Source organism: Ruegeria sp. HKCCD9138 (assembly GCF_057220975.1).
Genome location: NZ_JBWVAZ010000002.1, coordinates 393,014 through 418,237 on the forward strand (window position 1 = coordinate 393,014; position 25,224 = coordinate 418,237).

A 25,224-nucleotide genomic window follows, 5' to 3' on the forward strand; every position below is an offset into this window, starting at 1 on the left:
CAACCCGGTTTGTTGGACTTATATGGTGGCGGTATGCCAACCTGTGGCGTGTAAGGAAACCCCATGTCTATTGGAACGAAAATCGCGTGGGACGACACCGTCCTGCCCTTTCAACTCGACGTCTCGGATATGCGCGGTCGCGTGGCGCGACTGGACGGTGTGCTGGACGGCATCCTGAAACAGCACGACTATCCGGAACAGGTCGAGGCGCTGGTCGCCGAGATGGCGCTGCTGACCGCCCTGATCGGTCAGACCGTTGCGCTGCGCTGGAAATTGTCGCTGCAGGTGCAGTCAAAGGGCGCCGTGCGGATGATCGCCACCGATTACTATGCGCCCAAGCAAGAAGGGCAGCCCGCGCAGATCCGGGCCTATGCCAGTTTCGATCGGGATCGGCTGACGGATTCGGCGCCATTTGATCAGGTGGGCGAGGGGTACTTCGCCATCCTCATCGATCAGGGTAAGGGAACGCAGCCCTATCAGGGCATCACACCGCTGGCGGGCGGGTCGCTTCGCGCCTGCGCCGAGGCTTATTTTGCCCAGTCAGAACAATTGCCTACACGGTTTTCGCTGAGCTTTGGCAAGTCGACCGAGCCGGGTGTAGGGGAACATTGGCGCGCTGGTGGCGTCATGTTGCAGCACATGCCCAAGGCCTCGCCCTTTGCCGCAACCAGTGAAGGAAGCGGAGACATCCTGACCGCCGCCGATCTGGTTGACGGGGAAGAGGGCGAAAACTGGGGCCGTGTAAACATCCTGCTGGATACGGTCGAGGATCTTGAGTTGATCGGGCCGTCGGTTGCGCCGACGGATCTGTTGATTCGTCTGTTTCACGAGGAACAGCCGCGTGTGTATGACGCCCAGCCGGTTCAATTCGGCTGCACCTGCTCGGAAGAGCGTGTGCGGCAAAGCCTGTCGATATACTCGGCTCAGGACATTGCCAAGATGACAACGGATGAGGGAACGGTAACGGCCGACTGCCAGTTCTGTGGCGCCCACTACGTGCTGGATCCCCGCACCGTGGGTTTTGAAGCCAAAGACTCGGATGGTGCGTGACCCGATCGAACAGCTGGTGGCGGCGTTGGGCCGCCCCGGCACCGGGTCCAGCGATTTTGACCTGAACCCGGACGTCAACCTGCCGCCGGGGCGAAAACTGCGGCCTGCTGGCGTGTTAGTGTCTGTTTCCGTGGCATATGATGTGCCCTGCGTGATCCTGACCAAACGATCTTCGGCGCTGAAGCATCATCCCGGCCAGATCGCCTTTCCCGGCGGCAAACAGGATGAAGGTGACGCCGATGTCACCGCTACCGCCCTGCGAGAGGCCCGTGAAGAGATAGGCCTGCCGCCGGATGTACCGCGCGTCCTGGGCCAGCTGCCCGTTCATGAAACCGTGACATCCTTTTCCGTCACTCCGGTGGTGGCGGTGCTGGACAGCGGCTTTGAACCGATCCCGGAGCGTGGCGAGGTTGACGAGGTTTTTTCGGTCCCACTTGCGCATGTGCTGGACCCGGCGAATTATGTGATCGAATCGCGTCGTTGGCGTGGTCAGAAGCGGTATTATTTCGCCGTGCCTTACGGCCCATATTACATCTGGGGCGCCACGGCACGGATCTTGCGAGGGCTGGCAGCGCGGGTGAATGAATGAAACGGATCACCGAAGACTGGATCGCGGCCGAGGCGACGCAGAAAGTGTGCGCCGCGCTGGCCGACGCCGGTGCGCAGGCCTTGTTCGTCGGGGGATGTGTCCGCAACGCGCTGCTGCAGGCCCCGGTCTCGGACATTGATATTGCCACGGATGCGCGGCCCGAACAGGTGGTGGAATTGGCGCAACAGGCGGGGCTCAAACCCATTCCAACCGGTATTGACCACGGGACCGTCACTATCGTCAGCGCAGGTGTTCCGCACGAGGTCACGACCTTTCGCAGGGATGTGGAAACCGATGGTCGGCGAGCAGTTGTCGCCTATTCGGACAAGGTCGAGGAAGACGCTGCGCGGCGCGATTTCACGATGAACGCACTTTATGCGCATCCTGATGGCACCATACTTGATCCATTGGGGGGCTTGCCCGACCTTCAGGCGCGCCGTGTCCGGTTCATCGGACGGGCCGAGGACCGCATTCGCGAGGATTACCTGCGCTCATTACGTTACTTCCGTTTTCACGCCTGGTACGGAGACGCGGATGCGGGATTCGATGCAGACGCGCTGGCGGCCATCGCGGCCAATCTCGATGGGCTTGCAAGCCTGTCGCGTGAACGTGTGGGGGCCGAACTGCTGAAGCTGCTTGGCGCGCCCGATCCGGCACCGTCTGTGGCGGCGATGCGCAGCGCTGGTGTTCTGGCGCAACTTCTTCCCGGTGCAGATGACCGGTCTTTGTCCGTTTTGATCAAGCTCGAACAGGACGCAGTGGCCACGCCTGACCCGGTGCGCCGTCTGGCAGTGATCGTCCCGCCCGAGGTCGCCGCAACCCTGAGACTGAGTCGCGCACAGTTGCAACGGCTGAGCCGCATGCGCGACGAGGCAACAGGATCGGCCAGTATCGCCGAGCTGGGATATCGCAACGGCGCCGAGGGTGGGCTGAGCGAAGCCCTGCTGCGCTGCGCGTTCCTCGAACAGCCCTGGACCGCCGATCTGGCGGAACAGTTGAAACATGGCGCGGCGGCGAGTTTTCCGATCAAGGCCGCTGACCTGATCCCCGCTTTCTCGGGCCCGGCATTGGGCAAAAAACTGGCCGAGCTTGAAGCCCGCTGGATCGCCTCGGATTTTGCGATGACACGCAAGGAATTGCTGTCCAAGTGAAATTAAGTCTCAAAAGGGGATGACAAGCCTAACCGTTTGTGGCTAGGGTGCGCCTGTCACATGGATGGAGGAATGCGAATGTATTACGGGATCTGGTTCGGCTAAAGCCGGGACACGTGACCCGTTGGGGTGGTGTTCTGGCGCCATCTTACTTCGCATGACCTATTTACTGCTCAATCGGAGCACACTCCATGTTTCGCTATTTCGAAAACCTCGTAGACCCATTTGTCGCCTATGACGAAGTTGACACGCCGCCGACGCGGCTGTGGCCTTTCATGCTGGATTATTCGCGACCTTTTTATCGCGTCTTCGTCTGGGCCGCGCTGCTTTCGGTAATCGTGGCCGGTGTTGAGATCGGGCTGATCTACTATATGGGCCGTGTTGTCGACCTTTTGGGCAGTTCCCCGACCGAGGTCTGGCAGGCGCACGGCACCGAGCTTTTGCTGATGGCAGCTTTCATTCTGCTGCTAAGGCCGCTTTTGCATGTGATCGATGTTTTGCTGCTCAACAACGCTATCCTGCCGAATTTCGGCACGCTGATCCGCTGGCGGGCACATAAGCACGTTTTGCGTCAATCGGTTGGCTGGTTCGAAAACGACTTTGCCGGACGCATCGCCAACCGCATCATGCAAACCCCACCGGCTGCTGGCGAAGTCGTGTTTCAGGTCTTTGACGCGATTTCCTTTTCGCTGGCTTACCTGATCGGGGCCGCGATCCTGCTGATGGCCGCTGATCCTCGGTTGCTGATACCGTTGCTGATCTGGTTTGTCCTTTACGGATTTTTGGTGCGCTGGACGGTACAAAGGGTTGGCCCGGCGTCGCAGGCGGCGTCCGATGCCCGGTCGACGGTCACAGGGCGTGTCGTGGATTCATACACCAACATCCACTCGGTCAAGATGTTCGCACATGCCGAGCAGGAGCTGGACTATGCCCGCGAAGCGATTGAGGAAACGCGCCGGACCTTCCAGGTCGAGATGCGCATCTTCACCATCATGGACGCGGTTCTGGTTACCCTGAACGGCTTGCTGATCGTGGGTGTTGTTGGCTGGGCGATTGCGTTGTGGATGCAGGGCAGCGCCTCCGTGGGCGTCGTAGCTGCGGCCACGGCACTGACCTTGCGGCTGAACGCGATGACAGGTTGGATCATGTGGGCGCTGACCAGTTTTTTCCGCCAGCTTGGTGTGGTGGCCGAAGGGATGGAGACCATCGCCCAGCCCGTCGATCTGTTGGACGCACCAGGGTCCAGGCCGCTGCAATTGACCGACGGTCGGGTCGAGGTTCGCGATCTGTCGCACCATTATGGGCGGCGAACAGGTGGTCTCGATCACATAAACCTGACCATCCATCCCGGGGAGAAAATCGGTCTGATCGGCCGCTCGGGCGCAGGAAAATCGACGCTGGTTAAGCTGCTTTTGCGGTTCTATGACGTGGAGCGCGGGGCGACCCTGATCGACGGCCAGAACATTGCAAAGGTGACGCAGGACAGCTTGCGCCGCCATATCGGGATGGTCCAACAGGACAGCGCCTTGCTGCACCGTTCGGTGCGGGACAACATCCTTTATGGCAGGCCGGACGCGACCGAAGAGCAGATGATTGCAGCCGCCAAGCAAGCGGAGGCGCATGAGTTCATCCTCGATCTGCAGGACCCGCAGGGGCGCACCGGGTATGACGCACATGTGGGCGAGCGGGGTGTCAAGCTCAGTGGCGGTCAGCGTCAGCGCGTGACGCTTGCGCGGGTGATCCTCAAGGACGCGCCAATTCTTTTGCTGGACGAAGCGACATCCGCCCTAGATTCCGAGGTCGAAGCCTCGATTCAGGAGACGCTCTACGGAATGATGCAAGGCAAGACCGTGATTGCCATCGCCCACCGGCTCAGCACCATCGCACAGATGGACCGTATTCTGGTGATGGATGCCGGACGGATCGTCGAGGAAGGCGCGCATGCCGATCTTCTGGCCAAGGGCGGGCTTTACGCGCAGTTCTGGGCACGGCAGTCTGGCGGCTTCATGAACCCGGAAGCCGCAGAAGAGGCAGCGGAATGAGAATTGCCGATCTGATTCAGCCGTTCAGGACAACTGAAACGCCCCCACCGCAAACACTGGGGGCGTTCATTCATTGGTGCCTGTCCGGGGCCTGGCCCATGCTGTTTCTGGCTGCTTTTTTCTCGGCCGCGGCGGGCGCGATGGAGGCCGGCACAGCCTGGATTCTGGGGCTTGTCGTGGATATGGCCACCACAAGCGGGCCCGAGGACTTTGTGACCGCCCGCAATATCTGGATGATCGCGGGTGCCGTTGCATTTTTCATGTTGCTGCGGCCGATGTTGTTCGGCCTGTCGTCGATTTCGAACAACTATATCGTCATGCCAAATCTGCCGCCTCTGGTACTGGCCAAGCTGAATCGCTGGACGTTGGGACAGTCGGTAACCTATTTCGATGACGATTTTGCCGGACGGATCGCGCAGAAGCAGATGCAAACCTCGACGGCGCTAACCGCAGTCGTGTCCGAAACGATCAGCGCCATCGTTTTTGCGCTGGCCTCGCTGGTAGGCTCTTTGCTTTTGTTAGGGTCTATCCATCCGCTGGTGATGCTGCCTTTCGCCGCGTGGCTCGCGATCTATTTCCTGCTGATTCGCTGGTATCTGCCGCGTATTCGCAAGCGGTCCGCTGCGCGGGCCGGGGCTCGGGCCATGGTGACCGGGCAGGTGGTGGACACGATCACGAATGTCAAAACAGTCAAACTGTTCGCGCATTCCGCGTTCGAGGATCAGGCGGCCAGAAACTCGATGGTCGAGTTGCGGGAAAAATCGCTGGATTTCGGCAAGCTTTCCGCCAGCTTCCGCTTTGTCCTGATGACACTGGCAGGCGTTCTGCCGGTTCTGCTGCTGGGGGCAACCCTGTTTCTTTGGCAGGCAGGCGCCGCTACGACAGGCGACATTGTGGCAGCTGGGGCGGTATCCATTCGAATTGCACAGATGACAGGGTGGGTCAGCTTCACGCTGATGGGCCTCTACGCCAATGTCGGCGAAATCGAAAACGGCATGAAAACCCTGACCAAGCGGGATCGTGTCGAGGATGCGACGGGAGCGCAGGAGCTGCGCGTGGTCGATGGCCGGATCGACTTTCAGGACGTCAGTTTTGCCTACGGTCGGGACATCGGTGGCGTTTCGCACCTGAACCTGACCATAGAACCGGGCGAAAAACTGGGTATCGTCGGCGCGTCCGGCGCGGGCAAGTCCACTCTCGTTTCGCTTCTGCTCAGGCTCTATGACAGGGAACAGGGCGCCGTGTTGATCGATGGTCAGGATATCGCGGCGGTGACACAGGACAGTCTGCGCCGGCAGATCGGGATGGTTACGCAGGAAACCGCGATGTTCAATCGCTCGGCCCGTGACAACATTCTGTACGGCAATCCTGCTGCCTCGGAAGATGCCCTGATGGCCGCCGCCCGAAAGGCAGAGGCGCACGAGTTCATTCTCGGCCTGCAAGATGCACAGGGGCGCACGGGGTATGAGGCGCATCTGGGTGAACGGGGCGTCAAGCTGAGCGGCGGTCAGCGTCAGCGGATCGCACTGGCGCGCGCGATCCTGAAGGATGCACCGATTCTTGTTCTGGACGAGGCGACCTCGGCGCTGGATTCCGAGGTCGAAGCTTCGATCCAGACGGCCCTGCACCGGGTGATGGAGGGAAAGACCGTTCTTGCCATTGCGCACCGGCTGTCCACCCTCAGCGAAATGGATCGGATTATCGTGCTGGATCACGGGCGGATTGTCGAAATCGGGACTCATGACGTGTTGCTGGCGCAAAATGGTCTCTACGCGCGATTCTGGCACCGTCAGTCCGGCGGCTTCATTCAGACTGAGGCTGCGGAATAAGGGTTTTGTTACCGACCCCGTCCGGCTATCAGGCCTGCGATGGCACAGGAATATACCATTCTTCGTCTTGGACATCAGGGCGACGGCATCGCCGAAGGACCCGTCTTCGCCCCGCGCACCCTGCCGGGTGAGGTGGTGCGTGGCGTACTTGCGGACAGCGTACTGACGGATATCCGTGTCCTCACCCCATCTGAGCATCGGGTCAAGGCGCCATGCCGCCATTACAAATCCTGCGGCGGATGCCAGTTGCAACATGCTGCTGTTGGGTTTGTGGCGCAGTGGAAGGTCGAAATCGTTCGAAACGCGTTGTCTGCACAGGGCCTGGACGCCCCGATGCGCCCGATTCACACATCGCCCGAGCGTTCACGTCGCCGTGCCACGGTTGCCGTGCGCCGCACGAAGAAAGGGACCTTGGCCGGGTTTCACGGTCGCGCATCGGACACGATCACGGAAATCCCGGATTGTCACCTGCTTGACCCGGCCCTGATCGCCGCAATTCCCGTGGCCGAGGCACTGGCCGTTCTGGGGGGCAGTCGAAAAGCTGTTCTGGCGGTGACCCTTACGGTTTCCGAGGGTGGGCTGGACGTTTCTGTCAAAGGCGGCAAACCGTTGGACGGCCCGCTTGAGCTTACGCTTGCGCAGGCGACCGAGAAACACGGGCTCGCCCGCCTGAGCTGGAATGGCGAAGTCATCGCCATGCGGCGACCGCCGGTGCAGCGCTTTGGATCAGCTGAGGTTGTTCCGCCCGCGGGTGCGTTTCTTCAGGCCACAAAAGACGGCGAACAGGCTCTAATACAGGCTGTTTCCGAGGCGACTGGCGGCGCAAAGCGGATTGTCGATCTGTTTGCCGGATGCGGCACCTTTTCATTGCCACTCGCGCAATACGCGGAAATCCATGCGGTCGAAGGCGAGGTTGAAATGACCCGGGCCCTGGATCTGGGTTGGCGCAAGGCCAAGGGACTTAAGCGGGTCACAACAGAGGCACGTGATCTGTTCCGCCGCCCGCTGATGCCAGACGAGCTGAAGCACTTTGATGCCGTGGTTCTGGATCCGCCCCGCGCAGGTGCCGAAGCGCAAGTAAGCGAGCTGGCGCAGGCGAAACCTTCGGTCATAGCCTATGTGTCCTGCAACCCCGTGACTTTTGCCCGAGATGCAAAATCTTTGGTTAACGCGGGTTACACCCTTGAATGGGTACAGGTGGTTGACCAATTTCGATGGTCGTCGCACACGGAACTTGCCGCGCGGTTTTCCCTGAACCCCGCAACGTGATCAGAGATAGGAGACCGCCAGACATGGGGATCACCCAACCCTTGCTGACAATCATCGAAGCTCCGGCTTTTGGCCGCTTTATCACGGGCGTTATCATCTTTAATGCGATGCTGCTGGGGATGGAAACATCGCCAACCCTGATGGAGCATGCAGGTTCTCTGATCGTGACACTGGACATGATCTGTCTGTCGATCTTTGTTGCCGAGATTTCGATGAAACTGGTGGCCACGGGGCGGCGGTTCTTTCAAAGTGGCTGGAATATCTTTGATTTCCTGATCGTTGGTATTGCCTTGGTGCCCGGTGGCGCGGGGTTGTCCGTGCTGCGGGCTTTGCGGATCTTGCGGGTGCTCAGGGTTATCTCGGTCGCACCGCGCCTGCGCCGCGTGGTCGAAGGGTTCATCTCGGCCCTGCCGGGCATGGCCAGCGTTTTCCTTCTGATGGCGATCCTGTTCTATATCGGCGCTGTCATCTCGACCAAGCTGTTCTCGCAGAGTTTCCCGGAATGGTTCGGCGATCTGGGTCTGTCGGCATACACGCTGTTCCAGATCATGACGCTGGAGAGCTGGTCCATGGGCATCGTCCGCCCGGTGATGCAGGTTTATCCATACGCCTGGTTGTTCTTTGTGCCTTTCATCATGGTCACGACCTTTGCGGTGGTAAACCTGCTGGTCGGTCTGATCGTGAACTCGATGCAGGATGCGCACCATGCCGAGGATGAGGTCAAGACCGACGCTTACCGGGACGAAGTGCTGGAGCGGCTGGAAAGCATCGAGCGCCGCCTGATCGAGCAGGCGAACAGCAAAAAGTGATTTCAGTTTTTTGAAATTTTGGCATAATGCTCAAAAAAAACAGCAGGCAGTGAAACAATGGATCGTCGAGCATTTGGATTGGGGGCGATGGCCACGCTGAGCCTTTCGGCATGTGCCTCAGCCAATCCCAGATATCTTTCTTACAACGGGCCCGAAGTGACTTCTCTGGTCATCAACAAGGGCGCGCGCAAACTGTATCTTTTGCATAACGAGCAAATCCTGAAGGAATACAAAGTCGATTTGGGGTTTGCCCCGAATGGGACAAAGACCAAAAAGGGCGATGGCCGCACGCCCGAAGGGACCTATCTGATCGATCGCCGCAACCCAAGAAGCCGGTATCATTTGTCGTTGGGGATTTCTTATCCGAACTCAAAGGATATTGCGCAGGCCAAGGCCGCTGGCGTTGACCCGGGAGGTGACATTTTTATTCACGGTCAGCCTAACAAGCGATCCGAACGGAAGCGTGCGAAAAAGACGGCGGATTGGACGGCGGGTTGCATCGCGGTCAAGAATGAAGAGATCGAAGAGATCTATGCCATGGTCAACGAAGGCACCGTTATCACTCTGCGCCCGTGATCCTGCCTAGGGCGACTTCCAGTCTTCAAATCCGAATTGCAGGTAGTCGCGCTGATAGACCTTGGCGGCTTTTGCCTCAAGCTCTGCGTCGTAAATCTGGGACAATGTGAAAGGCGCGTCTGGTTCGGACACACCCGGATCAGGCGGGTTCCGGTGACCGACCCGCCGCGCCAGGTCGGGCAGCTCCGTCACAAGGTCCTCTTCTCGCAGAATCAGATCTGGAATTGCAAAGGCTGCAATCCCTTCCAGTGTTTGCACCTGGCTACACCACAAGCCATCCACCCGGATGGGGGTTTGGCCAGCAAGGATATGGCCCAGCATCGTCAAAAAACCCGAAAATGCGGCATAGTGCTGGTCCAGTGAATAGGACCCGGCCTCGTTCCGTGCGGGCAGCGGCAATTTGTACCGGTTGCGCAGCATATTGCGGATACTCACGTACGCCTCCGTGCCGGTACTGAGAATTCGGTCGCAAAAGACCGTATGCGCCCGGGCCAGAGGATGACGTAACACCGTGAACTTTCGATGACCCGGATTGGACTGCATCCATTGGCGCATCTGCTTTTGGTTTCGGCCAGTCATCAGGTCGTCCGTCGTTGCGCTATCCAGATCAGCCAGCCACCGCGCCACAACAGATTCCGGCCCGCCGCGTACCGGCAGATACAACAGGGGTGTTTTCGGCGCACCAACATAGCGCGACACTGCCGGCCCGCGGCGCGGTTCGAAGTTCGGCGTCCGGTGAAGATTGAACATATCCAGCTTGGAAACCGCCTGCTCCATCTCTTCCGGATTGGTCACTTTGGATAAAGCTCCGGAAGGGTTTTGGCGTTTCAGGTGGTCGCTGGGTCCGTCCAGCCGCGCGCCGACACCGAGCCAGTCCGCCAGGCCATTCAGAACCTCGATGTCGTTCAGGTCGTCATAGCCGACATAAAACGCGCTTTGCCCGGTTTTCTGCAGATGATTGAGGACAGTCTGCTGAAACGTCTGTCGCTGCTCCAGCTGGTCAGAAAACTCTTCTGCGTCGAAGGTTATCCGGGCCTCGCGCCGTTGTTTGATGTTCACCAGCTTCCACTGCTTTGTCTCAACGGCGATTTTCCACGAGATATAACTGTCCAGCGGGTTTCGCGTCAGAATGATCTTGGCGCAGCGCGGGTCATCCAGTGCAGGCAACAGGGCGCGCGGATCGTGGTCGCTGAAAAACCGAAACCCGTTCATTTCTCCGGGAGCCGACCGGATGGCGTCCAGCAATGCCAAAGGATTCCTGTCACGCTTTTCGACCGAAAAGCCCATCAGATCAGACAGTTTGGGCAAGCCCACAAAATAGGGGTTAAAAGCTTCACCGTGGCAGGTGACACCCTCCATCGCGTTCAGTTGCGACTCCAGCAGATTGGACCCGGTGCGCATGTCGGCCAGCACGATGAAATAGTCGAACCGGGAACCCATCACTGTTTACTGCACCAGATAAGGTTTGCGGAACGGTTTCGCCTGTGACCCGAATACGTCATCGACAGGAAAATCGCCCATCAGATAAGGATGCATTCCCTGGTTCTTGAGGTTTTGCAGGAATTTGCCGAAGCCTGTCAGATCGACCATCTTCGGCGCCTCGGACAGGTGGCTATGCTGCTGGGTCAAGATCTCATCCAACGCCGTTTGCAGCGGCTCCATGGGCGCTTCCACGAAATCTGCCATCGACCAGACGTTAATTCGCGCTGTGGCGCCGACAGCCGCAAGTGTTTTGAGCTGCCCGGTTTCGATCTGTTGCAGGCGGGCGGCCTCGGCCCGGATGTCGGCGAAATTCATGTTCGACCGAAACAAGGGCACCGCCCAGGCACCGGATATGATCGAGATCTGTGCATGTCTGTCCCGCGCCAGAAACTCGACTATCTTTTGTCTGTCGGCGGGGCCGAATTGAAAACACTGGCGTTCACCCCTGGTGTTCCAGATCAGGTTCGACAGAAACGCCGTCGGATTGTAATCCCGCAACGTGGCGCAATCCGTCAGCGCACCGTTGGTCATGCATTCATCATTCGCGAACTGGGCGCGATCGGGGTGGAACAGATGCCCATGTACCCGTGCACCGGTTGCGTTGGCCAGCCAGGTATCGAACTCCTCGAATACTTCGGAAAAGCCCTGAAATACGGAATAGGGGTATGCCGTCAGACCACGCGCGGTCCCATGGCGGGGAAAGCGGCTTGCCATGTATAAACCGTCGCGGCCCCGAACCCGTCGCTCAACCGCCTTGGCGAAGACCCGGTCGATTTTGCCCGGGTTCGGTTCGGCGGGCTTCAATGCGCCGGTCCGATCTGTGAGGAAAGTCTGATAGAGCCGATCCGCCTGTGGCCAAATTTTCCGGGCGACAAAGCAATCGGAACGGCGCAGCAATTGCAGGTGATCGTCGTAGAACACATGCGGACGACCCTGATAGTCGAACTTTGACAAGGTCAGTGAACGGCTTTCGATATGTGTGGAATACAACCGTGTCAGAGTCTGAAAATAGCTTTCATCCGGTATCCAGACCCGGCGAAAATACGCGTCATAAACCTTGCGTCTCGGATCCTGCAGGATCGCTGACAGGGTTTGCCTTGTCAGGCACCACCACTGGCTGCCCATGTGGGGTATCAGCCCATCCGGAATTCTGCGGCGCATCCCCAGCCGTCTTTGCAGACGTACGTAGAGGTCAAACAGCTTGCGTTGTTTGCGCCACGAAAACGGGAAACGCAGCGTGAATCGCTCAAGATCCAGCCCGCCAACGGTCCAGATGACGTCCCGCGTAGTGGCACTTTCTATGAAATCCACGCGGGGGCGGTCGGCCAGATAGTCGATCAGCTCCTCGACCGGGCGTAATGGCAGGCAGGCGCCCGAGGACAGGAATACGTGCCGGACGTCCGCAAATCGTTCCAGCAACAGGGTAGAAGCGGATTGCGACGCCGCAACAATACCCCATCCGCCCCATTCGCACACGTGACGGTCGGAAAACAGGATCAGCGGATCATCGGCGCAGGCTGAGACTAATTCCGAATAAACGGAGTTGCTGACCTTGCGGTCGACATGAATGACAACCGGGCACCCCGCGGCGGTCCAGTGGCGGGCAACCTGTTCTGCCCGGTCCAGCGCGGTATGGACCAGCATGACGATGCCAAGGCTACTCATGCCCAGTTTCCCTTGGACATCAGGCCCAGAATCTCAAGCTGACGCCAGTTCAGGTATTTCTCGGACCATGCATTCCGGAAAACGGGCTTTTCTTCCAGTTGTTCCGCGTATGCCCGATATTCTCCAGATGCGCGATAATGTTCACCGCGGTTCAGTTCCTCGCGGGCTTTTTCGCCCAACGTGTCAATGAGTTTGGCATGCAGCAGGGCACCGCTGGCTTTTTCACCGCCTTGTTCATCGTAGACCTGATTCAACCCGCGTGGCAGCAGCGAGTGGGTCGAACTGACATAGACATAACGTCTGTTCCACTTGACCAGTGGGATTTTGTTCAGCGCCGGCGCCTTCGAAGGGTTGTCCCGGAAGAATACCCGCGCGCGCGGACCGCCCTGTATCCACAGATTGCCATAGGTCGGGTTGCGCGTGATCATATAGTTTCCGGGGTCAAACCAGGGTGCGATTTCGAACGGGTTCTGCCCGGATTGGTACTTCGCGTCCTCGATCGGGCCTTCGGGATACATATCGATCAGCATTGTCCCGAAACTGCGAATGCACGAACCGTCCAACCAGTCAGTCAGCGCCCTGATCGGTCTGGTGTCGCAGAACGGGTAGATGAAGAACTCGTCCGGATCGACCGTCAGGACCCAGTGCCCGTGCGCGTAGGTGCGCAGCAGATAGTTGGACCAGTCCACCCCGAATGTTGCTTTCTTATAGCTTGCATTGGCACGCCAGACCGAGACATCGGGTTGGTCGCACAGATACTCTCGCGTGCCATCGTCGCTGCTGTTTTCAACAAACAGAAAATGGTTGACGCCTAACGTTCTGTAATAGCTCAGGAAATAGGGCAACCGGATCTTTTCGTTCCGCACGACACTGACCAACAGCACATCGTCGGGCCGGATGGCCGAGGTGTTGTCGCGGACGGGTTTCAACTCGTGCCGCTTTCGCAGACACCGCAACAGGCGGCGCTTGCGCCGCAATCTCATGCGATAGGAATCCAACAGGCTCACGCGACTGCCCAACCTTTTTTATACGCGAGCATGCCCGGGGCGGCCTGAGCCAGAGTGGAGCCGGGCAATTGCCGCATTATGACATTTTAGAACTTTGTCAGGCAACGTATTTATATGTCGTTATGGTGACACGGTTTTTCCTTGGGGCGTTTTCCCCCTGCCGCCAAATCCGTCGGAATTCATCAGCCCGAGACGTTCGAGTTGCATCCAGCCTTCAAACTGTTCTGACTGACCTGTCCACAGGTTCGGGTTGCTCGCGACTCTATCGTAATAGCTCCCAAACTCGGCCGGGTCGTGAAAATGCTGTCCCCGCTGTTTTTCGATACGTGATTTTTCAACGACTTCAGGCAGAAATTTCGTATGCAGCAAAACACCTGACGGAGCATCGGTTCCAGGTCCGTCATAGCCAAAGTTAAGCTGCCTCGGCAGAGCAGAATGACTTGAGTTTACATAGGCATAGCGACGGGACCATCGTATCAGGGGCATCTTGTTCAAAGTCGGCGACCGATGCGGCCTGTCGGAAAAGAAAACTCTCTCGCGCACGCCGCCCTGAACCCACAGATTGCCCATCGGGTTCTGACGCTGGGCACGGTAGGGGCCGCGATCAAACCAGCGCAGCTTGTCGCAGGGATCCGATCCCGGGTCATACGTCAGGTCACCCAATGGTCCTTTTGGATAGAGGTCCAGCATAAGCGCGCCAAAAACCCGGCGGTCCTGATTGTCCAGCCACATGGTCAGATCATGCAGGGATCGGGTGTCGTGATGGGCATAGATCAACAGCTCGTCCGCATCCACAGTGAGGGTCCAATGCCCGTTCCCGTACCGCATTTGCAGCCAGGTCAACCAATCCACTCCAAACCTTGAGGAGCGGTAACTGGACCGGGTTTGCCAAAGTGACACATCAGGTTGGTTCAGAAGGAATTCGGCCGTGCCATCGTCACTGTCATTGTCAACCATCAGAAAATGATCGACACCCATGGCGCGGTAATGCCGAAAGAACCAGGGCAATCGCGTGATTTCATTTCGCACCGTGGTGAAGGCCAGAATGCAACCCGGTGCGATCAGTCGGGTCTTGTCCGATAAGCCGATCAGATCATGCCGACTGCGGAATGAACGCCACAGCAAACGTTTGCGTTTCAGACGCAGGCTGTATTTTTGCAACCAGCCAAAACCCGGTCGCGCCTGTTCACCGCCTGCCGTCATCGGCTATTCATTTCTCGTAGTGGCCGTTTTGATGCCAGCGCCAGGCATCGGCGATCATCGTCTCTAACGTTGACCGTTTCGCCTTCCAACCCAGTTCGGATTCGGCGCGGTCCGACCCCGATACCAGTTTGGTGCAGTCACCCGCGCGGCGCGGACCTATGGTGTAAGGGACGGGGCGGTTTGTCACGGATTTGGAATGTTCGATTACTTCCATCACCGAAAACCCAGAACCTGTGCCCAGATTGAAGACCCGGCTTTCCTTACCGCTTTTCAACCATTCGAGGCCCAGAACATGCGCGTCCACCAGATCGCAGACATGCACGTAGTCGCGAATGCAGGTTCCGTCCGGCGTGTCGTAATCGGTTCCGAATACCGTCAAGCCGTCGCGCTTGCCGTCTATCGCATCCAGCATCAGCGGAACAAGATGCGTTTCGGGGCGATGAAACTCACCGATTTCTCCTTCGGGATCGGCACCTGCGACGTTGAAGTAGCGGAAAATCACGTGATTGAGATCGTGCGCCGCCTCAAAGTCGCGCAGGATGTCCTCGATCGCGCGTTTCGAGGCACCATAGGCGTTCAGCGGCAGTTGCAGGGACTCTTCGTTCAGAACCACGTTGTCCTGATCGCCATAGGTGGCGCATGTGGATGAGAACACGAAGTTCCGGCACCCGGATGCCACGGTCGCTTCGATCAGGTTCAAGGAACCTGAAACATTGTTCGACCAGTATCTGCCCGGCTCGGCCATGGCCTCGCCCACCTGGCTGAGCGCGGCGAAATGCATCACGGCGGCCGGTTGGTACTTGGCAAAAACCTCATTCAGGCGTTCCCGGTCCAGAAGGTCGCCCCGTTCGAACGGGCCGAATTTCACCGCGTCCTGCCAACCTGTGTTCAGGTTGTCGAAAGTGACCGGTACATAGCCTGCGCGCGCCAAGGCCTTGCAGGCGTGCGATCCGATATAACCGGCCCCGCCCGTAACAAGTATGTTCGTCATTCCAACCCCATCGCGGTCATCATCTCTTCGATCTTTGCCACGTCCTGCGGGTTGTTGAGCTCCCAGAACTGGCGTCCCTTGGCCTCAACCTCGACGCAAAGAACCTTGCGACCGTTTTCCATGAAGCGCAATTGCTCCAAGCCTTCGAGCGTCTCCAATGGCCCAGTTGGCCAGCCGGGATAGGCGGCAAGGGCGTCGGGACGGTAGGCATAGACGCCGACATGATGAAAAACAGGCGTTTGATCGGCGCTGGAATAAGTTTCGGACGTGAATGGAATCACTTCTTTCGAAAAATAAAGCGCGCTGTTGTCCGCCCCGAATACGGCAGTTGTTCCACCAACACGACCGTGGCGCCGATCGTTCAAAAGCCCGTTCAGCGCATACCCGTCACAGCGCAAGACGGGTGTGGCGATCTCGGCCCCCGGTGCCTTGTGCAGGCCTTTGATAAGGTCCTCGACAAACCAATGCGGCGTCAAAGGAGCATCGCCCTGCAGGTTCACCACGATGTCGTAAGCGCCGCCAAGGGCTGCGTGCGCCTCGGCGCAGCGCTCTGTACCGTTCGCACAGGTTTCCGAGGTCATGACGACCTCGGCCCCGAATTCTTCGCACACGTCGCGGATTCGGTCGTCGTCTGTGGCCACAACGACCCGATCAACACCGGCGACTGACATTGCGGCGCGCCAACTGCGTTCGATCAGGGTCATCGAGGTTCCCCTGGCACCGGTCAGCGGCACCAGCGGTTTGCCGGGATAGCGGGTCGAGGCGTATCGGGCAGGAATGGCGATCAGAACAGACATCAGGCCTCCTTCAATCCAACACCGGGAGCATAGGCGATGAAGAACGGGTTGGCGTAACCGTCTTTGCCATATGTCAGCGGGCTGTGATCGTCGAACCGCACCACATGGCCGCCTGCGCCGGCCAGAACGGCATGGCCCGCGGCCGTGTCCCACTCCATCGTGCGGCCGACGCGGGGGTAGAGGTCAGCCTCTCCCGTGGCGACAAGGCAGAACTTGAGCGACGAGCCTGCGCTCTTGCTGTCGCGAATGCTGTATTTGTTAATATAATCCTCGGTCGCCTGGTCCCGATGGGACTTGGACGCAACGATCATAAGTGCGGAATTGTCCGGGTTAGAGACTGATATCGGCGTCAGAACACCGGGCGTGTCTTTATCCAATGTGCCAGTTTCTTCCACCGATTTGCCATCGGCTTGCGTATAGAACATGCGCCCGCGGGCGGGGGCGTAAACCACACCTCGGGTCGGAACGCCTTTTTCGACTAATGCAATATTCACTGTGAAATCACCGCGCCGGTTGATGAATTCTTTCGTGCCGTCCAAAGGGTCCACGATCAAAAACGTGTCGCCTTTTTCGGAATGCGATGCTGCCTGTTCTTCGGTCACCAGAAGAATGTCAGGGAAGGCTGCACGCAACCCGGCCGAGATCAGGGCATCTGCCGCTTCGTCCGCTTCGGTCACCGGGCTTGAATCGGATTTGACCTTTACGTCGAAATCGTCTGCCTCATAGATCTGCATGATCTTGTCCCCGGCCTCCAGGGCGAGGCGGCGGATGACAGGGATAAGGGCGTCGTAGGTCACAAAATGCTCCGTTTTCATGGTTTGTTGATCCGAAATCCTGACGGACTTATGCTGTGATGGATACGGAACAGCAAGAATTTCGTGCCAGTTTGAAGGTCACAAAGCAGGAAAGAGCGGTCGAGTGTTTCACTACAAGCGCAATCAGACGCTGTTGGGCGGCGCATTTACTACGGCAGAGCTGGTATTCCATGCGGTGGTGCGCAGCATTCGCGCACAGCATTCGAATGCGGTTCTGGCGATATTGCTGAACATCGTTCAGATCGTTCTTGTGGCCTCGGTCTTTTACCTGATCATGTCTTTCATGGGCGCACGGATCGCCAAGATCAGGGGCGAGTTCATACTTTACATCCTTTCGGGTGTTTTCCTCTACATGACCCACGTCAAATCGGTCAGCGCCATGTCCGGGGTCGGCAGCGGAAACAACCCGATGATGTTGCATTCACCGATGAATATGGCGGTTACGTTGCTGGCCGCGGCATTTGGAACTCTGTACACACAACTTGTCTCGATCCTGGTGATCCTGTTCATCTACAGCGTCGCTGTCGCCCCGCTTGAAATTCAGGAACCCGGGGGGGCCTTTGCGATGCTGGTGTTGGCCTGGTTCACAGGTTGCGCGGTCGGAGTGATTTTTCTGGCGCTGAAGCCCTGGTTTCCCAAAGCAGTAACCATCCTCACAAACATATACCGCCGCATGAACATGGTGTTTTCGGGCAAGATGTTTGTCGGCAACGCGCTGGGCGGCTTCATGCTGGGCATGTTCGCCTGGAATCCTTTGTTTCACCTGATTGATCAGTGCCGCGGTTTTGTCTTTCGGAACTACTTTCCCCGCAATTCGAACTGGGAATACGCGCTTTGGGTCGGGATTGTGTTGCTGATGATCGGATTGCTGGCCGAGTTCTATACGCGCAAACAGGTCTCGCAAAGCTGGGACGCGCGCCGTTAGGTCGCCACGCGCAGGGTGAGGTTGATCCGACCCCCCTTGGGCAACAGCCGGGATGATCCGAATCGGATGCGATCCACCCCGTGATACGTCAGCCGCGCGGGGCCGCCCATGATCACTACATCACCCGAGTTCAGCCAGACTGACTCGGTCTTTCCGCCCCGAGTTGTGTTTCCGATGCGGAACAGCGCATCGTCGCCCAGCGAAACCGAGACAACGGGCCAGGAAAAATCCTCTTCATCCTTGTCCTGATGCATCCCCATCCGGGCTCCTTCACCGTAATAATTGATCAGGCAACAATCCGGCAGCCGGTTCGCTTCGGTCACGTCCTGCCAGATGTTCAGGATAGCGCGGGGAATTTCTGGCCACGTCATGCCCTTGGGATGATTGGTCTGATACCGGTAGCCCGCGCTGTCCGACACCCAGCCCAGTTCTCCGGCCGATGTCATGCGGACGGACATCGTCTTGCCAGTCGACGTTGTAGGCCGGAACAAAGGTGCGGCCCTCAGAATCGGGCGCAGCTCTTCGATCAGCGCCGTCTGAGCGGCAACGTTCAGGTGTCCTTTCCTGATGTCGAACCCCCGCAAAATCAGCCGCGCCATTCCGGATTCCCCATTCGTTGCCAAATCCTTGCAAAAAAGGCTTCAGATTCCCGAAAACCTGCGTTTCTGAACGCTTGCAGGCTTCTGGTCCCGCCCTTATATACGCCGGGACGCGCGATGGTGTAGTGCCGTCGCGCACATCAGATCGGGGCATGGATGCCATAACGGGTCCCGGCCTCGGGACATCGCCTTGAAGAGAAAGGGATTGCAAAAATGGGAAAAGTTATCGGGATTGACCTCGGAACCACCAACTCGTGTGTGGCCATCATGGACGGCTCGCAGCCGAAGGTCATCGAAAACGCCGAAGGGGCGCGGACCACGCCCTCGATCGTCGCCTTCACCGAAGATGAGCGACTGGTCGGTCAGCCTGCAAAACGTCAGGCGGTCACCAACCCCGACAACACCATCTTTGGCGTCAAGCGCCTGATCGGTCGTCGCGTGGATGATGCAGAAGTCGAAAAAGACAAGAAAATGGTGCCGTATGCCATCGTCGATGGCGGCAACGGCGACGCGTGGGTCGAAGCCCGCGGTGAAAAATACTCCCCAAGCCAGATCTCGGCCTTCACTCTGGGTAAGATGAAGGAAACCGCCGAGAGCTATCTGGGTGAGGAAGTCACGCAGGCGGTCATCACCGTTCCGGCATACTTCAACGACGCTCAGCGTCAGGCCACTAAAGACGCCGGTAAAATCGCCGGTTTGGAAGTGCTGCGGATCATCAACGAACCGACAGCTGCTGCGCTGGCATATGGTCTGGACAAGGAAGACACCCAAACCATCGCGGTTTATGACCTTGGTGGTGGCACCTTCGACGTGACCATTCTGGAAATCGACGACGGCCTGTTCGAGGTCAAATCGACCAACGGCGACACCTTCCTGGGTGGTGAAGACTTTGACATGCGCATCGTCAACTACCTGGCGGATGAGTTCAAAAAGGAACACGGTGTCGATCTGTCCAGCGACAAGATGGCTCTGCAGCGTCTGAAAGAAGCCGCTGAGAAAGCCAAGATCGAGCTGTCCTCGACCTCGCAGACCGAAATCAACCAGCCGTTCATCTCGATGGGTGCCAACGGTCAGCCGCTGCACATGGTCATGAAGCTGACCCGTGCCAAGCTGGAATCGCTGGTTGGTGACCTGATCAAGAAATCGATGAAGCCGTGCCAGGCCGCTTTGAAAGACGCTGGTCTGTCGCCTTCGGACGTGGATGAGGTTGTTTTGGTCGGTGGTATGACCCGGATGCCGAAAGTGATCGAAGAGGTCACCAAGTTCTTCGGCAAAGAGCCGCACAAAGGCGTGAACCCGGACGAAGTGGTTGCCATGGGCGCCGCGATTCAGGCCGGTGTTCTGCAGGGCGACGTCAAGGACGTGGTTCTGCTGGACGTAACCCCGCTGTCGTTGGGCATCGAGACACTGGGTGGCGTGTTCACCCGTCTGATCGACCGCAACACCACGATCCCGACCAAGAAGTCTCAGGTCTTCTCGACCGCCGAGGACAACCAGAACGCCGTGACCATCCGCGTGTTCCAGGGTGAGCGTGAAATGGCCTCGGACAACAAGATCCTGGGTCAGTTCAACCTCGAGGACATTCCGCCGGCACCGCGCGGTATGCCTCAGATCGAGGTGACTTTTGACATCGACGCCAACGGCATTGTCTCGGTTTCGGCCAAGGACAAAGGCACCGGCAAAGAGCAGAAGATCACCATCCAGGCATCGGGCGGTCTGTCGGACGAGGACATCGAAAAGATGGTCAAGGACGCCGAGGAAAACGCCGAGGCCGACAAGCAGCGCAAAGAGCTGGTCGAAGCCAAGAACCAGGCGGAAAGCCTTATCCACTCGACCGAAAAGTCGATGGAAGAGCATGCCGACAAAGTCGACCCGACCACCATCGAAGCCATCGAGCTGGCGATTGCCGCGCTGAAGGACGAGCTGGAAACCGAGAATGCCGACAAGATCAAGTCGGGCATCCAGAACGTCACCGAAGCCGCGATGAAGCTGGGCGAGGCCATCTATAAGGCGCAAGCCGAAGAGGCCGAAGATGAGCCGGCAGCGGCGGATGCAGCACCTGGTGATGACGACATTGTCGACGCCGAGTTCGAAGACCTCGACGACGACAAGCGCGCCTAACGCGAACACGGTTTCCGGCGGGTCCAGACAGGTCCCGCCGGGACAGCATTCACCATGCAGTCCGCGGTCCTTGAACCTCCCTTTGGCACTTACGCTCTTTCACATCGGATGGAAACATTGCGCCGGTGGTCAGAAGTCATGCCGCGTCAATGGATGTCGTCCGGTATTCGCAGGCTCATAATGGCGAGTCGGAACGAGCCTTACGACGTCGAAGTGTTCGGAGGGCAGAAATGCCGCCTGTACCCTTCGGACAACTGGGCAGAGAGGCGCGTTATCACGGGCACTCAGTTCTTTGATCCCGATGAACGACGACTGCTGGCTGATCATGTATCGCAAAGCTCGGGCGACTATGTCTTTGTCGATGCCGGAGCGAATGTCGGTCTTTATACGCTATGGGTCAGATCGGTCGTGCAAGGGTTGGGGCGCAATCTCAGAGCTTTGGCCGTGGAACCGGACCCGGTCAACAAGGCAAGGCTTGCGACCAATCTGGCTGCAAACGCTGCCACCGAGGTGACCCATTGCGATCAGGCCTTGTCTGACAAACCGGGTGAGGTTTGGTTCGAGTCCTCGAACCTGGGGGACAGAGGACATGCCAAAGTTGCCGATGCCGGGGACCTGAGCGTGAACGCCGTCCCCTTGCTGGACGCAATGCATGACGCGGGTTTGACCAGAGTCGATGCAATGAAGATGGATATTGAGGGTCAGGAAACCCGCGTTTTACAGGCCTTTTTCGAAGACGCACCGGGCGAGATCTGGCCAGATCTGCTGCTGGTTGAAATCAAGCACTCGGATGATGGGCTTGCCCAGGTCTTGAATAAGGCGGGTTACGTGGCCAGCTTTGCAAACAACACCAATGGCGTGTACAGGCTCAGTGAAAGCAACGCACCCGGCGGCACGAAGGAATAACAAATGTCAAAGCGCGACTATTACGAAGTGCTCGGCGTGTCCAAGGGCGCTTCGTCGGATGAAATAAAAAAGGGCTTTCGCAGGAAGGCCAAGGAATTGCATCCGGACCGCAACAAGGACAACCCGGATGCAGAGGCTCAGTTCAAGGAAGCGAACGAAGCCTATGACGTGCTGCGCGACGCGGACAAGAAGGCTGCCTATGACCGCTTCGGCCATGCCGCGTTCGAGAACGGCATGGGCGGAGGTGGAGGACGACCGGGCGGCGGATTCGGTCACGGTGACTTCTCCAGCGCGTTTTCGGATGTGTTTGACGACCTGTTCGGCGACTTCATGGGGGGTCAGCGCGGCGGTGGCGGACGCCGGGCCGCGCGTGGGTCCGACCTGCGCTATAACCTGCGGGTGACACTGGAAGAGGCATATGCCGGCCTTCAGAAGACCATAAATGTTCCTACGGCTGTGGCCTGTTCCTCGTGCGAAGGAACCGGGGCTGAAGGCGGCGTGGAACCCACGGCTTGTCCGACCTGTTCGGGCATGGGTAAGGTCCGGGCGCAACAGGGCTTTTTCACCGTGGAACGCACCTGCCCAACCTGTTCGGGCCTGGGGCAGATCATCAAGAATCCGTGCAAATCCTGCAAGGGTGCAGGCCGTGTCGAGAAAGAGCGTGCGCTGTCCGTGAACATTCCCGCCGGTGTCGAAACCGGTACCCGCATTCGCCTTGCGGGCGAGGGCGAGGCCGGGATGCGCGGTGGCCCTCCGGGTGATCTGTACATCTTTGTCGAGGTGTCCGAGCACAAGCTGTTCGAACGTGACAGTGTAAACCTCTATTGCCGCGTGCCGGTCAGCATGGCCAAGGCCGCGCTGGGCGGGTCGATCGAGGTGCCGACCATTGATGGCGGCCGAGGCCGTGTTCAAATCCCGGCAGGCAGCCAGTCCGGGCGCCAAATGCGGCTGCGCGGCAAGGGCATGCCTGCCCTGCGCGGTGGTGGTGTCGGGGACATGTTCATCGAATTGGCGGTGGAAACTCCGGTCAATCTGACAAGCCGTCAGAAAGAGTTGCTTCGCGAGTTTGACGATCTGGGCGAAGATAACCATCCGGAATCAAAAAGCTTTTTCTCGTCCGTCAAGTCCTTTTGGGACGGTATGAAAGGCTGACCCAGCACTCAATTGCACAACAAAGAGCCGGTCCCGTGGACCGGCTCTTTTCATTTCATAAGTCCAGTTTTTTGTCGGCTGCGCCAAATTGGCCCTTGAATCCGGATGAGACCCCTGAAATTTTGCACGTGAACCGTTGGGGTGCCCCGTCTGGGGGCTGAGAGGCGCGAATGCGCTAACCCATCGAACCTGATCCGGGCAATACCGGCGTAGGGAACGGTCTTACAGTATGCTGACGGCATACCGACGTTTTCCATGCCCGTTGCCCAAAAGATGTTGGAGCAACGACATGGTGCCAATCGCGCTGACAATTGCAGGATCGGACAGCGGCGGAGGGGCCGGCATACAGGCCGATCTAAAGGCGATGTCTGCACTGGGCGTTTACGGCGCTAGCGTCATCACTGCCGTAACGGCTCAGAACACGCAGGCAGTGACCGCTGTGCACAGCATACCGCTGGATATGGTCGCAGATCAGATCGCGGCCGTACTGAGCGATTTGGACGTGCGCGCGGTCAAGATCGGGATGCTTGCCACACCCGAAATCATCCAAACTGTGGCAGCGTCTTTGGCCAGTTTCCCGGGACCGGTCGTGATCGACCCCGTAATGGTTGCCAAATCCGGCGATGCACTGCTGGCGGATGCCGCTGTTTCAACGCTTCGGGACGTGCTGCTGCCGATGGCCACGGTTCTGACGCCCAACCTGCCAGAGGCCGCCCGCTTGCTGAACAGTCACCCAGCTGAGTCCGTCGCCGAGATGATCGATCAAGGTAAGGCGTTGTGCGGGATGGGGCCTCGGTCCGTTCTTATGAAAGGCGGGCACGGGGCGGGTGATTTCTGCCACGATCTTCTCGTCGACCAGTCGGGCTCGGTGACGGAATACCGGGCGCCGCGTCACGTCACCAAAAACACGCACGGCACGGGCTGCACTTTGTCGTCCTCCATTGCCGCAGGTCTCGCTAAGGGGCACTGCGTGACCGATGCAGTTGCGGATGCTCATGCCTATTTGCAGACGGCCATTGTGCGTGCGGACGAGTTGCAGGTGGGTCAGGGTCAGGGGCCGGTTCACCACTTTCATCAGGTATGGTCCGCGTGACGGTCTGGTCGGTCATAGGGTCCGGTGTCGCCGGTCTTGCGGTCGCATCCGAGCTGGTCTCGCGCGGCGCCAAGGTTCAGGTGTTTGACCCCGCAGGACCTCCGGCGGCGCACGGCTGTTCCTGGTGGGCCGGAGGGATGTTGGCGCCGTGGTGCGAAAACGAGACCGCCGAGGAACCCGTTCTGCGGTTGGGTCAGGCTGCAATTGGCTGGTGGGCCGCGCGCACGCAGGTTCAGCGGCGCGGCACGTTGGTTGTGGCCAATGCCCGTGACCTGCCCGATTTGCGTCGATTTGCACGCCGTACGGAAGGGTATTCCGAGATCGATCGAGAAAAACTTGCCCAGTTAGAGCCTGATTTGCATGGATTCAACAAAGGTCTGTTTTTCGATGGTGAAGCGCACCTGAATCCCCGGCGGGCCCTTTTGGATGTCTATCGACGGCTCGAGGCTCTGGGTGTTAGTTTTCACTGCAAACCTGCCCCGGCTCGGTTGGAGAACGCAATTGATTGCCGCGGTCTGCACGCGCGGGACACGCTGCACGATCTGCGCGGCGTAAAGGGCGAGATGCTGGTGATCCGTTGCAAGGATGTGACCTTGAACAGGCCGGTGCGATTGCTGCATCCGCGCATACCTCTTTATGTCGTACCGCGCGCGGACGGCGTCTTCATGCTGGGCGCGACGATGGTCGAAGCCGAGGACAGCAGCCGTATCACAGCCCGCTCCATGCTGGAGCTACTCAGTGCGGCCTATGCGCTCAATCCCGCTTTCGGAGAGGCCGAAGTGCTGGAAATCGGCGTCGATCTGCGCCCCGCATTCCCCGACAACCTGCCACGCATCCGGCGGTTGGGGCGAACAATCTACGCAAACGGGCTTTATCGCCATGGCTACCTTCTTGCCCCGGCGTTGGCTCAGGGTGTGGCCGATCTGGCACTGGAAAACAATTATTCGGAGTTTGTCGATGAAGATCGTGCTTAACGGAGAACCCAGGGATGTTCAGGCCGGGACTCTTTCGGATCTGCTTACGGAATACGGGTTCTCTGGCCGCGTGGCGACAGCTGTGAACGAGGAATTCGTGCCGTCCAGTCTGCGCATCGCTCAAAAGCTTGCCGAAGGGGATCGGGTCGAGATTGTCGCGCCGATGCAGGGGGGGTGAG

23 protein-coding genes and 1 riboswitch are annotated in these 25,224 nt (G+C 58.6%); of the genes, 15 read left to right on the plus strand and 8 right to left on the minus strand.

Annotation, left to right across the window (positions count from 1 at the left end; genetic code table 11):
* Positions 1-63: 63 nt before the first annotated feature.
* The 8 genes from hslO to AC2TEL_RS05230 all read left to right on the plus strand — a co-directional run bounded on the left by hslO (position 64) and on the right by AC2TEL_RS05230 (position 9,315).
* Complete coding sequence (gene hslO / locus AC2TEL_RS05195; RefSeq protein ID WP_480838665.1) at positions 64-1,050, plus strand: Hsp33 family molecular chaperone HslO; 987 nt, start codon at positions 64-66, stop codon at positions 1,048-1,050.
* Entirely contained in the window at positions 1,040-1,639 is a 600-nt protein-coding gene (locus AC2TEL_RS05200) for a CoA pyrophosphatase (RefSeq protein WP_480838667.1), read from the plus strand. Before hslO ends, AC2TEL_RS05200 begins: the two co-directional genes overlap by 11 nt.
* Entirely contained in the window at positions 1,636-2,790 is a 1,155-nt protein-coding gene (locus tag AC2TEL_RS05205) for a CCA tRNA nucleotidyltransferase (protein WP_480902357.1), read from the plus strand. The genes AC2TEL_RS05200 and AC2TEL_RS05205 overlap by 4 nt, the downstream gene beginning before the upstream one ends.
* A 191-nt stretch (positions 2,791-2,981) precedes the next feature.
* The gene (locus AC2TEL_RS05210) at positions 2,982-4,832 is read left to right on the plus strand and encodes an ABC transporter ATP-binding protein (RefSeq protein ID WP_480902360.1); all 1,851 of its coding nucleotides are present in this window, start codon (positions 2,982-2,984) and stop codon (positions 4,830-4,832) included.
* A complete protein-coding gene (locus tag AC2TEL_RS05215; RefSeq protein ID WP_480902362.1) occupies positions 4,829-6,661 on the plus strand; it encodes an ABC transporter ATP-binding protein in 1,833 nt (610 codons plus the stop codon). The genes AC2TEL_RS05210 and AC2TEL_RS05215 overlap by 4 nt, the downstream gene beginning before the upstream one ends.
* 39 nt (positions 6,662-6,700) lie before the next feature.
* A complete protein-coding gene (locus AC2TEL_RS05220) occupies positions 6,701-7,930 on the plus strand; it encodes a class I SAM-dependent RNA methyltransferase (protein ID WP_480902364.1) in 1,230 nt (409 codons plus the stop codon).
* A 23-nt stretch (positions 7,931-7,953) separates the two neighbouring features.
* Positions 7,954-8,739: an ion transporter gene (locus AC2TEL_RS05225; protein ID WP_480902366.1), complete on the plus strand. Its 786-nt coding sequence runs from the start codon at positions 7,954-7,956 to the stop codon at positions 8,737-8,739.
* Between the two features lie 57 nt (positions 8,740-8,796).
* Positions 8,797-9,315 (plus strand): L,D-transpeptidase family protein, encoded by a 519-nt coding sequence (locus AC2TEL_RS05230; protein WP_480838679.1) that lies wholly within the window; start codon positions 8,797-8,799, stop codon positions 9,313-9,315.
* 6 nt (positions 9,316-9,321) lie between these two features.
* On the opposite strand, the gene AC2TEL_RS05235 is transcribed toward AC2TEL_RS05230, so the two are convergent.
* The 7 genes from AC2TEL_RS05235 to cysQ form a co-directional block, all read right to left on the minus strand.
* Positions 9,322-10,755, minus strand: coding sequence for a nodulation protein NodH (locus AC2TEL_RS05235; protein ID WP_480902369.1), 1,434 nt, complete (start codon positions 10,753-10,755; stop codon positions 9,322-9,324).
* Between the two features lie 6 nt (positions 10,756-10,761).
* On the minus strand, positions 10,762-12,462 hold the full coding sequence (locus AC2TEL_RS05240) for a DUF5927 domain-containing protein (RefSeq protein ID WP_480902370.1): 1,701 nt from the start codon (positions 12,460-12,462) through the stop codon (positions 10,762-10,764).
* Positions 12,459-13,445 (minus strand): glycosyltransferase family 2 protein, encoded by a 987-nt coding sequence (locus AC2TEL_RS05245; protein ID WP_480902512.1) that lies wholly within the window; start codon positions 13,443-13,445, stop codon positions 12,459-12,461. Before AC2TEL_RS05245 ends, AC2TEL_RS05240 begins: the two co-directional genes overlap by 4 nt.
* Before the next feature lie 144 nt (positions 13,446-13,589).
* The gene (locus AC2TEL_RS05250) at positions 13,590-14,672 is read right to left on the minus strand and encodes a glycosyltransferase family 2 protein (RefSeq protein ID WP_480902372.1); all 1,083 of its coding nucleotides are present in this window, start codon (positions 14,670-14,672) and stop codon (positions 13,590-13,592) included.
* A gap of 7 nt (positions 14,673-14,679) precedes the next feature.
* Positions 14,680-15,663, minus strand: coding sequence for a UDP-glucose 4-epimerase GalE (gene galE, locus AC2TEL_RS05255; RefSeq protein WP_480902374.1), 984 nt, complete (start codon positions 15,661-15,663; stop codon positions 14,680-14,682).
* Positions 15,660-16,460 carry a 3-deoxy-manno-octulosonate cytidylyltransferase gene (locus AC2TEL_RS05260; RefSeq protein ID WP_480838688.1) on the minus strand — a complete coding sequence of 267 codons (801 nt, stop codon included), beginning with the start codon at positions 16,458-16,460 and terminating at the stop codon, positions 15,660-15,662. The genes galE and AC2TEL_RS05260 overlap by 4 nt, the downstream gene beginning before the upstream one ends.
* Positions 16,460-17,257: a 3'(2'),5'-bisphosphate nucleotidase CysQ gene (gene cysQ, locus AC2TEL_RS05265; protein WP_480902514.1), complete on the minus strand. Its 798-nt coding sequence runs from the start codon at positions 17,255-17,257 to the stop codon at positions 16,460-16,462. Before cysQ ends, AC2TEL_RS05260 begins: the two co-directional genes overlap by 1 nt.
* Positions 17,258-17,378: 121 nt before the next feature.
* Here cysQ and AC2TEL_RS05270 point away from each other — a divergent pair, with 121 nt between their 5' ends.
* Positions 17,379-18,200: an ABC transporter permease gene (locus AC2TEL_RS05270; protein WP_480861988.1), complete on the plus strand. Its 822-nt coding sequence runs from the start codon at positions 17,379-17,381 to the stop codon at positions 18,198-18,200.
* Here AC2TEL_RS05270 and AC2TEL_RS05275 read toward each other — a convergent pair.
* Positions 18,197-18,799 (minus strand): alpha-ketoglutarate-dependent dioxygenase AlkB family protein, encoded by a 603-nt coding sequence (locus tag AC2TEL_RS05275; protein ID WP_480902376.1) that lies wholly within the window; start codon positions 18,797-18,799, stop codon positions 18,197-18,199. The genes AC2TEL_RS05270 and AC2TEL_RS05275 overlap by 4 nt on opposite strands.
* Before the next feature lie 213 nt (positions 18,800-19,012).
* On the opposite strand from AC2TEL_RS05275, the gene dnaK reads away from it, so the two are divergent.
* The 6 genes from dnaK to thiS all read left to right on the plus strand — a co-directional run bounded on the left by dnaK (position 19,013) and on the right by thiS (position 25,223).
* The gene (gene dnaK, locus AC2TEL_RS05280; protein WP_480902378.1) at positions 19,013-20,920 is read left to right on the plus strand and encodes a molecular chaperone DnaK; all 1,908 of its coding nucleotides are present in this window, start codon (positions 19,013-19,015) and stop codon (positions 20,918-20,920) included.
* A gap of 180 nt (positions 20,921-21,100) precedes the next feature.
* The gene (locus AC2TEL_RS05285; protein WP_480902380.1) at positions 21,101-21,826 is read left to right on the plus strand and encodes an FkbM family methyltransferase; all 726 of its coding nucleotides are present in this window, start codon (positions 21,101-21,103) and stop codon (positions 21,824-21,826) included.
* A 3-nt stretch (positions 21,827-21,829) separates the two neighbouring features.
* Positions 21,830-22,978 carry a molecular chaperone DnaJ gene (dnaJ, locus tag AC2TEL_RS05290; protein WP_480902382.1) on the plus strand — a complete coding sequence of 383 codons (1,149 nt, stop codon included), beginning with the start codon at positions 21,830-21,832 and terminating at the stop codon, positions 22,976-22,978.
* A gap of 127 nt (positions 22,979-23,105) precedes the next feature.
* A riboswitch (TPP riboswitch) is annotated at positions 23,106-23,211 on the plus strand.
* Between the two features lie 56 nt (positions 23,212-23,267).
* Complete coding sequence (gene thiD / locus AC2TEL_RS05295) at positions 23,268-24,071, plus strand: bifunctional hydroxymethylpyrimidine kinase/phosphomethylpyrimidine kinase (RefSeq protein WP_480902384.1); 804 nt, start codon at positions 23,268-23,270, stop codon at positions 24,069-24,071.
* Positions 24,068-25,045, plus strand: coding sequence for an FAD-dependent oxidoreductase (locus AC2TEL_RS05300; RefSeq protein WP_480902517.1), 978 nt, complete (start codon positions 24,068-24,070; stop codon positions 25,043-25,045). The genes thiD and AC2TEL_RS05300 overlap by 4 nt, the downstream gene beginning before the upstream one ends.
* Positions 25,029-25,223: a sulfur carrier protein ThiS gene (thiS, locus tag AC2TEL_RS05305; RefSeq protein WP_480902385.1), complete on the plus strand. Its 195-nt coding sequence runs from the start codon at positions 25,029-25,031 to the stop codon at positions 25,221-25,223. The genes AC2TEL_RS05300 and thiS overlap by 17 nt, the downstream gene beginning before the upstream one ends.
* The last annotated feature ends 1 nt before the right edge of the window (position 25,224 follow it).